General features: G+C 72.2%; 10 protein-coding genes and 1 tRNA gene. 5 read left to right on the top strand and 6 right to left on the bottom strand.

The genetic code is table 11. The annotated features are described in order from the left end of the window. The first annotated feature begins 5 nt into the window (after positions 1-5). Positions 6-1,121, top strand: coding sequence for a PDZ domain-containing protein (locus ACIQVZ_RS24350; protein WP_350879702.1), 1,116 nt, complete (start codon positions 6-8; stop codon positions 1,119-1,121). Positions 1,122-1,200: 79 nt separating this feature from the next. Here the strand turns inward: ACIQVZ_RS24350 and ACIQVZ_RS24345 are convergent, their stop codons facing one another. After that, complete coding sequence (locus ACIQVZ_RS24345) at positions 1,201-1,782, bottom strand: PPA1309 family protein (protein WP_350879701.1); 582 nt, start codon at positions 1,780-1,782, stop codon at positions 1,201-1,203. Positions 1,783-1,981: 199 nt separating this feature from the next. Between ACIQVZ_RS24345 and ACIQVZ_RS24340 the strand changes: the two genes are divergently transcribed. The 3 genes from ACIQVZ_RS24340 to ACIQVZ_RS24330 all read left to right on the top strand — a co-directional run bounded on the left by ACIQVZ_RS24340 (position 1,982) and on the right by ACIQVZ_RS24330 (position 7,446). Further along, on the top strand, positions 1,982-4,951 hold the full coding sequence (locus ACIQVZ_RS24340; protein ID WP_402452755.1) for a UPF0182 family protein: 2,970 nt from the start codon (positions 1,982-1,984) through the stop codon (positions 4,949-4,951). Positions 4,952-5,039: 88 nt separating this feature from the next. Then, positions 5,040-5,113, top strand: a tRNA-Met gene (locus ACIQVZ_RS24335). Between the two features lie 356 nt (positions 5,114-5,469). Next, positions 5,470-7,446: a tetratricopeptide repeat protein gene (locus ACIQVZ_RS24330; protein ID WP_402452753.1), complete on the top strand. Its 1,977-nt coding sequence runs from the start codon at positions 5,470-5,472 to the stop codon at positions 7,444-7,446. A 37-nt stretch (positions 7,447-7,483) separates the two neighbouring features. On the opposite strand, the gene ACIQVZ_RS24325 is transcribed toward ACIQVZ_RS24330, so the two are convergent. Further along, the gene (locus tag ACIQVZ_RS24325; RefSeq protein WP_063347892.1) at positions 7,484-7,903 is read right to left on the bottom strand and encodes a Fur family transcriptional regulator; all 420 of its coding nucleotides are present in this window, start codon (positions 7,901-7,903) and stop codon (positions 7,484-7,486) included. A 103-nt stretch (positions 7,904-8,006) separates the two neighbouring features. Here ACIQVZ_RS24325 and ACIQVZ_RS24320 point away from each other — a divergent pair, with 103 nt between their 5' ends. After that, complete coding sequence (locus ACIQVZ_RS24320; RefSeq protein WP_350879698.1) at positions 8,007-9,482, top strand: catalase; 1,476 nt, start codon at positions 8,007-8,009, stop codon at positions 9,480-9,482. Positions 9,483-9,570: 88 nt separating this feature from the next. Here the strand turns inward: ACIQVZ_RS24320 and hisN are convergent, their stop codons facing one another. The 4 genes from hisN to aroA all read right to left on the bottom strand — a co-directional run bounded on the left by hisN (position 9,571) and on the right by aroA (position 13,289). Next, complete coding sequence (gene hisN / locus ACIQVZ_RS24315) at positions 9,571-10,368, bottom strand: histidinol-phosphatase (RefSeq protein ID WP_350879697.1); 798 nt, start codon at positions 10,366-10,368, stop codon at positions 9,571-9,573. A gap of 63 nt (positions 10,369-10,431) precedes the next feature. Then, positions 10,432-10,755, bottom strand: coding sequence for a multidrug efflux SMR transporter (locus ACIQVZ_RS24310; protein WP_063347889.1), 324 nt, complete (start codon positions 10,753-10,755; stop codon positions 10,432-10,434). A 131-nt stretch (positions 10,756-10,886) separates the two neighbouring features. After that, on the bottom strand, positions 10,887-11,942 hold the full coding sequence (gene rsgA / locus ACIQVZ_RS24305; RefSeq protein ID WP_350879696.1) for a ribosome small subunit-dependent GTPase A: 1,056 nt from the start codon (positions 11,940-11,942) through the stop codon (positions 10,887-10,889). Positions 11,943-11,957: 15 nt separating this feature from the next. Next, positions 11,958-13,289 carry a 3-phosphoshikimate 1-carboxyvinyltransferase gene (aroA, locus tag ACIQVZ_RS24300; RefSeq protein WP_063347887.1) on the bottom strand — a complete coding sequence of 444 codons (1,332 nt, stop codon included), beginning with the start codon at positions 13,287-13,289 and terminating at the stop codon, positions 11,958-11,960. Positions 13,290-13,355 lie beyond the last annotated feature (66 nt).

The following is a 13,355-nucleotide window of genomic DNA, read 5'->3' as shown; positions in this document are numbered from 1 at the left end:
GAGGCATGCCACGCCGCTCCGCGACGATGCTCGCTGCCACCCTGCTGCTCATAGCGCTGCTCTGCGTCTCGGTGCTGATGAAGGTGCCGTACACGGAGATGAGCCCGGGGCCGACGTACAACACGCTCGGCAACCAGGGGGGCAAGTCGGTGATCACCATCACCGGGCGCGACTCGTACCCGACCACCGGGCACCTCAACATGACCACCGTCCAGGTCACCGGGGCCAAGTACGAGCCCAGCCTGGTCAACGCGGTGGTCGGGTGGCTGCGCGACGACGTGCTGGTGGTGCCGCACGACAACGTCTATCCGAAGGGGCAGACGGACGCCGACGCCAAGAAGCAGAACGCCGAGGAGTTCGCCTCCTCCGAGGACAGCGCCCGCACCGCCGCGCTCAACCAGATGGGCATCCCGGTCGGCACCGAGCTGATCATCAAATCGGTCACGGCGGGGGCCCCGGCGGAGGGCCGGCTGCACGCGGGCGACCAGATCGTGGCCGTCGACGGCACTCCGGTCAGCACGGCCGAGCAGGTGGTGGCCGCGGTCACCAAGCACAAGCCGGGCGAGTCGGTGGTCTTCACCGTCGTCCCGCGGGTCAAGGACGCGACCGGCAACGGCGGCGCCAACCCGGGCGACCGGACCGACGTCACCGTCCCCACCGTGCGGGCCAAGGACCTCGACCCGAAGGCCCCGGCCGAGCGGGCGGAACTCGCGGTGGTCGGCATCGGCACCACGATCCGGCACACCTACCCGTTCCAGATCGACATCGGCCTCCAGGACGTCGGCGGGCCGAGCGCCGGGCTGATGTTCTCGCTCGGCATCATCGACAAGCTCACCCCCGGCGGCGACCTCACCGGCGGCCGGTTCGTGGCGGGCACCGGCACCATCGATGACGACGGCAAGGTCGGCCCGATCGGCGGGATATCGATGAAGCTGATCGCCGCCCGGGACGCCGGTGCCGAGTACTTCTTCACCCCGTCCTCGAACTGCGCCGAGGCGACCAAGAACGTCCCGTCCGGGCTGAACCTGATCAAGACGGACACGCTGGACGGCGCGCTGAAGTCGCTGGAGCAGATCCGCTCCGGGCAGACCTCCGCGCTGCCGTCCTGCGCCGTGAAGTAGTGCCGTGAAGTAGTGCCGTGACGTAATGCCGTGACGTCGTGCGGTGAACCTGAAGGGCGGCCGCCGGGGCGGCCGGGGGCTACGAGAAGGTCGCCAGCAGCGCAGCGGTCAGGCCGGGCACCAGGTCCGGGCCGGTCAGCACCTCACGGGCGACGTCCTTGGAGCGCAGCCGCAGCGCGATCTCCTTCTTGCCGTTGCGCAGCACGGCGGCGGTGATCCGCACCTCCTCGCGCTTGGGGTGGTTGGCCACCCACTCGGCGAGCTGGGCGTCGCTGGCGTTGCGCGGGCGGGTCTGCTCGGAGCCCGGCGGCAGCATCAGGCGCTCGACGACCAGGGCGCAGCCGACCACCGCGTCGGGCCAGGCGATGGTGCCGAGGAACTTGTCCAGCTCCATGCCGGCCGGCAGCTCGTCCTGCTCGACCGGGGTGAGGCCGGCGGTGTCGTCGTCGGCGAGGCCGAGCTGGGCGGCGATCTTCGGGTCGGCCTTGCGCAGGGCGGTGCTGTCCACCAGGGCGAACAGCCGGGCCGGGAGGTCCCAGCCGAGCGTGGCGGCGTACTCGTCGATCTCCAGCGCGGCCCGGGTGAGCGGGGTGGCGGCGGGGAGCTTGGAGACGTCGTCGGGGGAGCCGGGGGAGTTGAGTGCATTGGACGCGTCGGACATGCCTCAATCCTCACACGCCGGGCGGGGGCCCGGGCGCCGGGCGCCGCGAGTGGGCCGGGGAACGGCCGGGACGGGGAACGTCGTCGTAACCGTCTGCTAACGGTGGGAACTCGGCCAAAGCCTGGTTAAGTTTCCCTGAAGACCGACTGACTCCAGTGACTCCAGACGACACAGCTGAGGTGCCACCGTGGTATTCCAGATGCCGGAACGCTCAGGGCCGGGTTTCCGGCGCAGGGTAGGGCCGCCCTCCCGGCGGGCGCGGGTGGCCCTGCTGACCCTGGGCGTGCTCGCGGTGCTGTTCCTGCTGTTCGTCATGTTCGCCGGGTTCTGGACGGACTGGCTGTGGTTCAGGTCCGTCCGCTACTCCTCGGTGTTCACCACGCAGCTGTGGACGAAGATCGGCCTGTTCGCGGTGTTCGGCCTGCTGATGGCGGTGATCGTCGGCTTCAACGTCTGGCTGGCGCACCGGCTGCGGCCGCCGCTGTCGGCGATGTCGGTCGAGCAGCAGAGCCTGGACCGCTACCGGTCGGGCCTGGCGCCGTTCAAGCGCTGGGCGCTGATCGGGGTCTCGCTGGTGATCGGCCTGGTGGCGGGCGCCGCGGCGTCCGGCCAGTGGCGGACCTGGCTGATGTGGACGAACGCGACGCCCTTCGGTGAGAAGGACGCCCAGTTCGGCATGGACGTCTCGTTCTACGCCTTCGACCTGCCGTTCTACGAGTTCGTGCTGGGCTTCGCGTTCAGCGCGGTGATCGTCTCGCTGCTGACCTCGGCGCTGGTGCACTACCTGTACGGGGGGCTGCGGCTGCAGGGCCCGGGCCGTCGGGCGAGCGCGGGCGCGCAGGGGCACCTGGCGGTGCTGCTGGGCGTGTTCGTGCTGCTGAAGGCGGTGGCGTACTGGCTGGACCGGTACGCGCTGGCGGTGAAGACCGGCTCCTACAAGGGGGTCTCCGGCTGGACCGGCCTGCGCTACGTGGACGCCAACGCGTTCCTGCCGGCCAAGACGATCCTGTTCTTCGTGGCGATCATCTGCGCGCTGCTGTTCTTCCTGACGCCGGTGCGCCGCACCTGGGCGCCGGCCCTGATCGGGCTGGGGCTGATGGTGCTGTCGGCGGTGCTGATCGGCGGGCTGTACCCGGCGATCGTGCAGCAGTTCCAGGTCAAGCCGAACGAGCAGGCCAAGGAAACGCCGTACATCCAGAAGAACATCGACGCGACGCGGCAGGCGTACGGGATCGCGGACGCGCAGACCACCCAGTACAGCCCGCAGGGGTCGACGACGGCCGAGGCGCTCAAGCCGGACGCGCAGACCATCTCCGACATCCGGCTGCTGGACCCGAACGTCGTCTCGCCGACCTTCCAGTCGATCGAGCAGCAGCGCAACTACTACGCCTTCCCGAACACCCTGGACGTGGACCGCTACGGCTCCGGCACGGACAAGCAGGACACCGTGATCGGCCTGCGCGAGCTGGACCTCAACGGCGTGCAGCGCAACTGGATCAACGACCACTTCAAGTACACCCACGGCTACGGCGCGGTCGTCGCCAAGGGCAACCAGGTCAGCGACAAGGGCGAGCCGGTGTTCACCGAGTCCGGCCTGCCGGCCACCGGCGCGCTGGGCGACTACCAGCAGCGGATCTACTACGGCGAGAAGACGACGTCGTACTCGATCGTCGGCGGCTCGAACAAGGAGATCGACTACACCACCAAGACCGGCGAGAACAAGGAGTACACCTACACCGGCAACAGCGGTGTCTCGCTGGACAACCCGATCACCCGGGCCGCGTACGCGGTGCGCTTCGCCGAGCCGCAGATCCTGTACGCGGGAGCGATCACCGACGGCGCGAAGGTGATCTACAACCGGACGCCGAAGGAGCGGGTGGAGAAGGTCGCCCCGTGGCTGTCGATCGACGCCGACGCGTACCCGGTGGTGCAGGACGGCCGGGTGGTCTGGGTGCTGGACGGCTACACCACCTCGGACGGCTACCCGTTCTCGTCGAAGACGACGCTGGGCACCGCGACCAAGGACTCGCTGACCAACCAGCGCGGTGAGCTGCTGACCGTCGCCAACCAGGTCAACTACATCCGCAACTCGGTCAAGGCCACGGTGGACGCCTACACCGGCGAGGTGAAGCTCTACCAGTGGGACGAGCAGGACCCGGTGCTGAAGACCTGGATGAAGGCGTTCCCCGGCACCGTCGAGCCGAAGGCGGACATCCCGGGCACGCTGCTGCCGCACCTGCGCTACCCGCAGGACATGTTCAAGGTGCAGCGCGACCTGCTCGGCCAGTACCACGTGACCGACGCCAACTCCTTCTTCAACGGCAGCGACATCTGGCAGATCCCGGTCGACCCGACCAGTGACACCAAGCAGGTCCAGCCGCCGTACTACGTGACGGTGCGGATGCCGGACCCGCAGGTCACCTCGGCGAGCTTCTCGCTGACCACGACCTTCGTGCCCAACGGCCGCCCGAACCTGGCCGCGTTCATGGCCGTCAACGCCGACCCGGGGCCGGACTACGGGAAGATCCGCATCCTGAAGATCTCGGGGGACAACAGCGCCCCCGGCCCCGGCCTGGTGCAGTCGACGTTCAACTCCCGGCAGGAGGTGGCCTCGCAGATCTTCGCGCTGAAGAGCGGCGGTGACACCGAGCTGGAGTACGGCAACCTGCTGACCCTGCCGGTCGGCGGCGGGCTGCTCAACGTCGAGCCGGTGTACGTGCGCGGACGCGGCGCCAAGTACCCGACGCTGCAGAAGGTGCTGGCGGTGTACGGGAACGACAACGTGGCGTTCGAGAACACCCTGGAGGACGCGCTGAAGAAGGTGTTCGCCGGGGCGGCCCCGGGGACCACGCCGACCGCGCCGTCCACGCCCAACAACCCGGGAACGCCCACCAACCCGGGAACGCCGACGAGTCCGGGGACGGCGACGCCGGGCGGGACGATCTCGCCGGAGCTGCAGAAGGCGCTCGGGGACGCGGAGAAGGCGTACAACGACAGCCAGACCGCGTTCAAGAACGGCGACTGGGTGGCCTACGGCAACGCCCAGAAGGCGCTGGGCGATGCGCTGAAGGCGGCCGAGGCGGCCCGCGGCGGGAGCCCGGCGCAGGCCCCGACGCCGGGCGCGACCCCGGGCGCGACGCCGACCGGATCGCCGTCCGGCCAGCCGTAGCCGTAGCCGTAGCCGCAGCCGTGGCCCGCTGAGCTGCGGCAACCGATTGCTGTTCCACCCCGCGCCCGTGCTATGGTTTAACCACCGACGCGGGGTGGAGCAGCTCGGTAGCTCGCTGGGCTCATAACCCAGAGGTCGCAGGTTCAAATCCTGTCCCCGCTACTCAGTGGCCAGAGGCCCGGAGGATTCTTCCTCCGGGCCTCTGGTGTTTTCCCCCCGAAGCGGCGGGAACCGCTCCGGTACCATCAACCGTCGCCAACGACGACGGCACGGGGTTTGTGAGGCCCGAGTGTCGGGAAATCGACAAAGCGCCGAAGCAATTTCGTCGGCTTCGGGTCGGCCCCGCCCGAATTCGGCCGGGGCAGGTGTACGCGGGTTGCGGGTGGTGCGACGATGGGACACATGGGGGACGGTGCGCGGCTGCTGATCGGCCGTCGGTTCCGGCGCCTCCCCTGGGGGTCCCCCCGGCCGCGGGCCGGGGCACGATGCCGCGACACTCTGGGGGAGCGGGAGTCGGCATGAGGCTGATCGGCAAGTACGGGTCAGGCACCAAGTCCGCGGCGGCCACCGAGACGGACACCGACGCCTGGGCGGAGAGCCCCGAGAGCCGCCCCGGAGCCCTGCCCGCCCAGCGCACCAGCGGCCTGTCCGAGCGCCCCCCGGTCGCCGGCTACGGCCCCGACAGCCTGGTCCGGGTGCCCACCCGTCAGTTCGCTGACGCCGTCCGCCCGTACGGGCCCGACGGTGGCGCCGCCGACGGCCCGAACGCCGCCGCACTCGACCCGGCCGGTCTGGACACCACCAGCTTCGAGACCGCGCTGGCCGCCCGCGAGAGCGCCGCGCTGGAGGCCCGCCACCGGCAGGCCGCCGACGACGGCGACCAGGACGCCGCCAGCCGGCTCGGCACCCTGCTGCTGCGCCGCGGCGACCTGGAGGACGCCGAGCCCTACCTGCGCGCCGCCGCGGCCGCCGGAACGCGCGCCGCCGCCAACAACCTCGGCGTGCTGCTGCACCAGCAGGGCCACCGCGCCGAGGCCGCCCAGTGGTGGCGCCAGGCCGCGGTGGCCGGCAGCGCCCCCGCCGCGCACGCGCTCGGGCTCCAACTGCGCGACCAGGGCGAGGAGGAGGCCGCCGAGTACTGGCTGCACTTCGCCGCCGACCACGGCCACCCGCTCGGCGCCTACGCGCTGGGCGACCTGATGGAGCACCGGCGCGACGTGCGCGCCGAGCGCTGGTTCAAGGTCTCCGCCGACGCCGGGCACCGGGAGGCCGCCTACCGGCTGGCCCGGATGCGCGAGGCCGCCGGGGACAAGGAGATCGCCGAGGCCTGGTACCGCACCGCCGCCGCCCGCGGCCACGCCCGCGCCGCGCTGCGCCTGGGCGTGCTGCTGGAGGAGCGCGCCGCCACCGACCAGCCGCTGCTGGAGGAGGCCGCCCGCTGGTACCGGCAGTCCGCGCAGAACGGCGAGCCGCGCGCCGCCTGCGCGCTGGGCTTCCTGCTGCGCGACTCCGGGGACCTGGCCGCCGCCGCCGAGTGGTGGCGGGAGGCCGCCGAGGCCGGCGACGGCAACGCCGCCAACGCGCTGGGCGCCCTGCACGCCGGGCGCGGCGAGTCCAAGGAGGCCGAGCACTGGTACCGCACCGCCCTGGACGCGGGCGACCAGAACGGCGCCTTCAACCTCGGCCTGCTCTGCGTCGCCACCGGCCGGGACCAGCAGGCCGAGCAGTGGTACCGCCGGGCCGCGTACGCCGGGCACCGGGAGGCCTGCAACGCGCTGGCCGTGGTGCTGTTGCAGCGCGGCGAGGAGACCGGCGCCGAGCCGTGGTTCTCCAAGGCGGCCGAGGCCGGCAGCGTGGACGGCGCGTTCAACCTGGGCGTGCTGCACGCCGGGCGCGGCGAGCAGCGGCAGGCCCAGGAGTGGTACGCGCGGGCCGCCGCCGAGGGCCACGGCGAGGCCGCGCTGCAACTGGCCGTCGCCCAGGAGCAGCGGGGCAACCTGGCCGGCGCGCTGGAGCGCTACCGGCAGGCGGCGTCCGGCGGGTCGGCGGAGGGCGCGTTCCGGCTGGCCTCGGTGCTGGACCGGCGCGGTGACGCGGACACCGAGGCCGAGCACTGGTACGCGCTGGCGGCCGATGCCGGGCACCGGCGGGCGCAGGTGCGGATGGGGGTGCGGGCGGCCGAGCGCGGCGCGCTGGAGATCGCCGAGAGCTGGTACCGGCGGGCGGCCGAGGCCGGCAGCCGCAGCGCCGCCTTCAACCTGGGGCTGCTGCTGGCCCGGCAGGACCGCGAGGCGCAGGCGATGCTCTGGTACACCCGGGCGGCCGACGCCGGGCACGGGCGGGCGGCGCTGCGCCTGGCGCTGCTGGCGCTGCGCCGGGGGGAGCCGGTGCAGGCGGAGAACTGGTGCCGCCGGGCGGCCGACTACGGGCCGGCCGAGGTGGCGGAGCGGGCCGGGCGCCTGCTGGGCGCGCTGCACGCGGAGCTGAGCGCGTAGGGCGTGTCCGGCGGTTCCCGCCGGTCGGTCGGTGCCGTTACGGCGTGCCCGTGCAGTCCGGGCAGAGGCCGCGGTAGGTGACCTCGGCGGTGGTGACGGTGAAGCCGAAGCGTTCGCCGGCCGGGAGGGCGGCGAGCGGGTCGCCGTGCGGGTGGACGTCGCGGATGGCGCCGCAGCCGGAGCAGACCAGGTGCTGGTGGGCGCGGTGGGCGTTGGGGTCGTAGCGCTTGGCGCGTCCGTTGGTGGCGACCTCCAGGACCTCGCCGAGGCCGACCAGTTCGCCGAGGGTGTTGTAGACGGTCGCGCGGCTGATCTCGGGCAGGCGGGCGACGGCGCGGGCGTGCACCTCGTCCGCGGTGAGGTGCACGTGGTCGCCGTCGAGGACCTCGGCCACGACCCGGCGCTGTGAGGTCAGCCGCCAGCCGCGTCCGCGAAGTCGTTCCAGCAGGTCGCTCATGGGAACAGGATAAGTCACGCTCTGAGATTGGTTCCAGTGTTGACTTGGACAAAGTCCAAGTTAGGATCGAGTCGTCACGACCGGATAACGCGGAGGCCCTCTTATGACGACCCAGGACGAGCTGCGCCCCACCCTCACCACGGAGGCGGGTGCCCCCGTCGCCGACAACCAGAACACCGAGACCGCGGGCCCCGGCGGCCCGGCGCTCATCCAGGACCAGCAGCTCTTCGAGAAGCTCGCGCACTTCAACCGCGAGCGGATCCCGGAGCGCGTGGTGCACGCCCGCGGCGCGGCGGCCTACGGCACCTTCACGGTGACCGCCGACCTGACGCCCTACACCCGGGCCTCGTTCCTGTCCGAGGTCGGCAAGCAGACCGAGGTCTTCCTGCGGTTCTCCACGGTGGCCGGCAACCTCGGCTCGGCCGACGCGGTGCGCGACCCGCGCGGCTTCGCGCTGAAGTTCTACACCGAGGAGGGCAACTACGACCTCGTCGGCAACAACACCCCGGTGTTCTTCATCAAGGACGCCGTGAAGTTCCCCGACTTCATCCACACCCAGAAGCGCGACCCGTACACCGGCTCCCAGGAGGCGGACAACGTCTGGGACTTCTGGGGCCTGTCGCCCGAGGCCACCCACCAGGTGACCTGGCTGTTCGGCGACCGCGGCATCCCGGCCAGCTACCGCCACCTCAACGGCTACGGCTCGCACACCTTCCAGTGGCAGAACGAGGCCGGCGAGCACTTCTGGGTCAAGTACCACTTCAAGACCGACCAGGGCATCAGGAACCTCACCCAGGACGAGGCCAACCGGCTGGCCGGCGAGGACCCGGACAGCCACCAGCGCGACCTGCGCGAGTCGATCGAGCGCGGCGAGTTCCCCAGCTGGACCGTGCAGGTCCAGATCATGCCGGCGGCCGACGCGGCGCAGTACCGCTTCAACCCCTTCGACCTCACCAAGGTCTGGCCGCACGCCGACTACCCGCCGGTCGAGATCGGCCGGCTGGAGCTCAACCGCAACCCCGACAACGTCTTCGCCGAGGTCGAGCAGTCGATCTTCTCCCCGTCGCACTTCGTGCCCGGCATCGGCCCGTCCCCCGACAAGATGCTGCAGGGCCGCCTGTTCGCGTACGCGGACGCCCACCGCTACCGCGTCGGCATCAACGCCGACCACCTGCCGGTGAACCGCCCGCACGCCACCGAGGCGCGCACCAACAGCCGCGACGGCCACCTGTACGACGGCCGCCACGGCCGCCAGAAGAACTACGAGCCGAACAGCTTCGGCGGCCCGGTGCAGACCGGCCGCCCGCTGTGGGCCGCCACCGCGGTCACCGGTGCCACCGGCAACCACGAGGCGCCCTCGCACGCCGAGGACGACGACTTCGTGCAGGCCGGCAACCTGTACCGGCTGTTCTCGGAGGACGAGAAGCAGCGGCTGATCGCCAACCTGGCCGGCTTCATCGCCAAGGTCTCCGCCGACCGCGAGGACATCGTCGAGCGGGCGGTCGACAACTTCCGCAAGGCCGACGCCGACTACGGGCAGCGGCTGGAGGCGGCCGTCCGGGAGCTGCGCAAGCAGTAGCCGGGACGCGCCCCGACGAGCGGCGGGCCCGGTCGACCAGAGGACTGGTCGACCGGGCCCGCACCATGTTCAAGCGGCCGGACAGGGCCTAGACACTCAGGCGGCGCAGGGTCTCCTCGTGGAGGATGCCGTTGCTGGCGACGGCGTCGGCGCCGCCGGGGCCGGGCACGCCGTCCAGACCGGTGAAGCGGCCGCCGGCCTCCTCGACGATGACGCAGTTGGCGGCCATGTCCCAGAGCGACAGCTCGGGCTCGGCGGCGATGTCGACCGCGCCCTCGGCCACCATCATGTAGGACCAGAAGTCGCCGTAGGCGCGGGTGCGCCAGCAGGCGCGGGTGAGGTCCAGGAAGGGGTCGAGGCGGCCGCGCTCCTCCCAGCCGGAGAGCGAGGAGTAGGAGAAGGAGGCGTCCTCGATCCGGGACACGCCGGAGACGTGGATCCGGGAGGCCTTGGTGAGGCTGCGGCCGGCGTAGGCGCCGAGGTCCTTGGCCGCCCACCAGCGGCGCTGCAGCGCGGGGGCGGAGACGATGCCGACCACCGGGCGCTCGACGCCGTCCGGGCCGTCCTCCAGCAGGGCGATCAGGGTCGCCCAGACCGGGACGCCGCGGATGTAGTTCTTGGTGCCGTCGATCGGGTCGACCACCCAGCGGCGCGGGCCGGAGCCCTGGAGGCCGAACTCCTCGCCGAGCACCGCGTCGCGCGGGCGGGCGCGCTGCAGCACGCTGCGGACGAGCTCCTCGGCGGCCTTGTCGGCGTCGCTCACGGGGGTGAGGTCGGGCTTGGTCTCGACCTTCAGGTCGAGGGCGCGGAAGCGCTCCAGGGTGACCGAGTCGGCCGAGTCGGCGAGGACGTGGGCGAGTCGGAGATCGTCGTGGTAGTCGGCCATGTCCGAAACCCTAGCGATCCCGCCCGGATCGGGACAGCCGGGCTCGCGGGCCGGGACGGCCGCTCAGTGCGCCGAGCCGCTGAGCTGGAGGCCGATCACGCCGGCGATCACCAGGGAGATCGAGACCAGCTTCAGCACCGAGGTGGTCTCGTCCAGGAAGACCATGCCGTAGATGGCGGTGCCGGCCGCGCCGATGCCGGTCCACACCGCGTAGGCGGGGCCGACCGGCAGGCTCTTCAGGGACAGCGTGAGCAGGCCGAAGCTGCCCAGGGCGAACACGCAGAAGCTGATGGTGGGCCAGAGCTTGGTGAAGCCCTCGCTGAGCTTGAGGTTGATCGCGAAGCCGGTCTCCAGCAGGCCGGCCAGGACCACCAAGGCCCATGCCATCGCGTGCCCTCCCTGTCGATCGACGGGTCGGACCGCGCTGTGGCCCGACCTTCCTATGATCGCCAGGCCGGCGCGGTCCGACACCTCGAACGGTCGGGAAACCCCATGGGACGGTAAAACCGCCGCCCGGGTCAGTCGCCCTCGCGGGCCTCCTTGCTGGCCAGCAGGCGGCGCAGCGAGTAGAGCCGGGCGCCCTCGGCGTGGCCGCCGGCGACCCAGGCGTCCAGCGCGCAGTCCGGCTCGTCGTGGCTGCAGGCGCGCGGGCAGTCGACGGTGCCGGGCTCCAGGTCGGGGAAGGCGTGGATGACCCGGGACGGGTCGATGTGCGAGAGGCCGAAGGAGCGGAAGCCCGGGGTGTCGATCACCCAGCCCGGGTCCAGCGCCTTCTTGGAGCCCGGCTTGGCCCCGGGCGGCGGGGGCAGCCGCAGCGCCAGGGCGGACACGGTGGTGTGCCGGCCGCGCCCGGTGACCGCGTTGACCCGGCCGGTCTGCCGCTGGTGGTCCGGGACGAGGGCGTTGACCAGGGTGGTCTTGCCGACGCCGGAGTGGCCGATGAACACCGTGGAGAGCCCGCGCAGGTGCGCGCGGACGGCCTCGGCGCCCTCCGTCTCCAGGTCGTCCCGACGGGTGACCACGTAGTCGATGCCGAGCGGCGCGTACGACTCCAGCAGCGGTTCGGCCGGGGCGAGGTCGGCCTTGGTGAGCACCAGCAGCGGCTCCATGCCCGCGTCGTACGCGGCCACCAGGCAGCGGTCGATCAGCCGGGGGCGGGGCTCCGGGTCGGCCAGCGCCGTGACGATGGCCAGCTGCTGGGCGTTGGCGACGACGATCCGCTCGTACGGGTCGTCGTCGTCCGCCGTGCGCCGCAGCACCGAGCTGCGCTCCTCGACCCGGACGATCCGGGCGAGCGTGTCGGTGTCCCCGGAGAGGTCGCCGACGATGTTGACCACGTCGCCCACGACGACGCCCTTGCGGCCCAGCTCGCGGGCCTTCATGGCGACGATCTCGCGTTCCTGCTTGGTGCCCGGGTCGATCAGGCAGGTCAGCCGGCCGCGGTCGACGGTCAGCACCATCGCCTCGGCGGCGTCCTCGTGTTTGGGCCGGATCCGGGTCCGCGGCCGGGAGCCCCGGCGGGCGGGGCGGTTGCGGATGTCGTCCTCGTCGGCGTCCTTGCCGTAGCGGCGCATGTGCTCAGTCTCCGCTCAGGCGTCCGCCACCGCTTCGCCGAGCAGTTCCGCCCACATCTTCGGGAAGTCCGGCAGGGTCTTGGCGGTGGTGGCCACGTTCTCCACCTCGACGCCGGGCACGGCCAGGCCGACCACGGCGGCGGCGGTGGCCAGCCGGTGGTCCTCGTAGGTGTGGAAGACGCCGCCGTGCAGCGGGCGCGGGCGGATCCGCAGGCCGTCCTCGGTCTCGGTGACGTCGCCGCCGAGGTCGTTGATCTCCTTGGCGAGCGCGGCGAGCCGGTCGGTCTCGTGCAGCCGCAGGTGGGCGATGCCGTACAGGTGGGACTCGGAGTCGGCCAGTGCGGCGACGGCGGCGATCACCGGGGTGAGCTCGCCGACGTCGTGCAGGTCCGCCTCGATGCCGTGGATCCGGCCGGTGCCGGTGAACTGCAGGCCCTCGTCGGTGAACTCGCAGGCGCCGCCCATCCGGGTGTAGATCTCGCGCAGCTGGTCGCCGGGCTGGCTGGTGTGCTTGGGCCAGTCGCGCACGGTGACCCGGCCGCCGGTGACCAGGGCGGCGGCGAAGAACGGCGCGGCGTTGGAGAGGTCCGGCTCGACCACCAGGTCGCGGCCGATCAGGGCGCCGGGGGTGACCCGCCAGACGTCCTTCTCGCCGCCGTCCTCGGGGGCGTCGACCTGGACGCCGGCCAGGCGCAGCATCTCGACGGTCATCCGGATGTGCGGCAGCGACGGCACCGGGCCGCCGACGTGCCGGACCTCGACGCCCTGGTTGTAGCGGGCGCCGGAGAGCAGCAGGGCGGAGACGAACTGGGACGAGGAGGAGGCGTCCAGCTCGACCGGGCCGCCGTCGAGCGCGCCGGTGCCGTGCACGGTCAGCGGGAAGGCGCCGCGGCCGCCGTCGTCGATCCGGGCGCCGAGCGCGCGCAGGGCGTTGATCACGCCGTGCTGGGGGCGCTCGTAGCTGCGCGGGTCGCCGTCGAAGTGCACGGGGCCGTCGGCGAGGACGGCGAGCGGGGGCAGGAAGCGCATCACGGTGCCGGCGTTGCCGACGTCGATCGAGGCGGGGCCGCGCAGCGCGGGGGTCGGGATGACCCGCCAGGCCTCGCCGCCACCGGTGCCGCCGGAGTCGTTGTTGACCTTCTCCTCGATGCCGACGCCGAGGGCGCGCAGGCCGTCGGCCATCAGCTGGGAGTCGCGGCTGCGCAGCGGTCGGCGCACCCAGCCGGGCTCGTCGGCGAGCGCCGCCAGCACCAGGGCTCGGTTGGTGACCGACTTGGAGCCGGGGATGGTGACGGTGGCGTCAACGGGGGTGGTCGCGACGGGGGCGGGCCACAGGGTCTCGGTCATGGGGCCAAGTTTAGGGGCCGTACCGGAACGGCCCCTGCGCCAACCGCATGGCGGGACGGGGGAGGC

The organism is Kitasatospora sp. NPDC098663, assembly GCF_044760075.1.
In the GTDB taxonomy this organism is placed as follows: domain Bacteria; phylum Actinomycetota; class Actinomycetes; order Streptomycetales; family Streptomycetaceae; genus Kitasatospora.
This window is presented reverse-complemented; position numbering and strand designations above follow the sequence as displayed.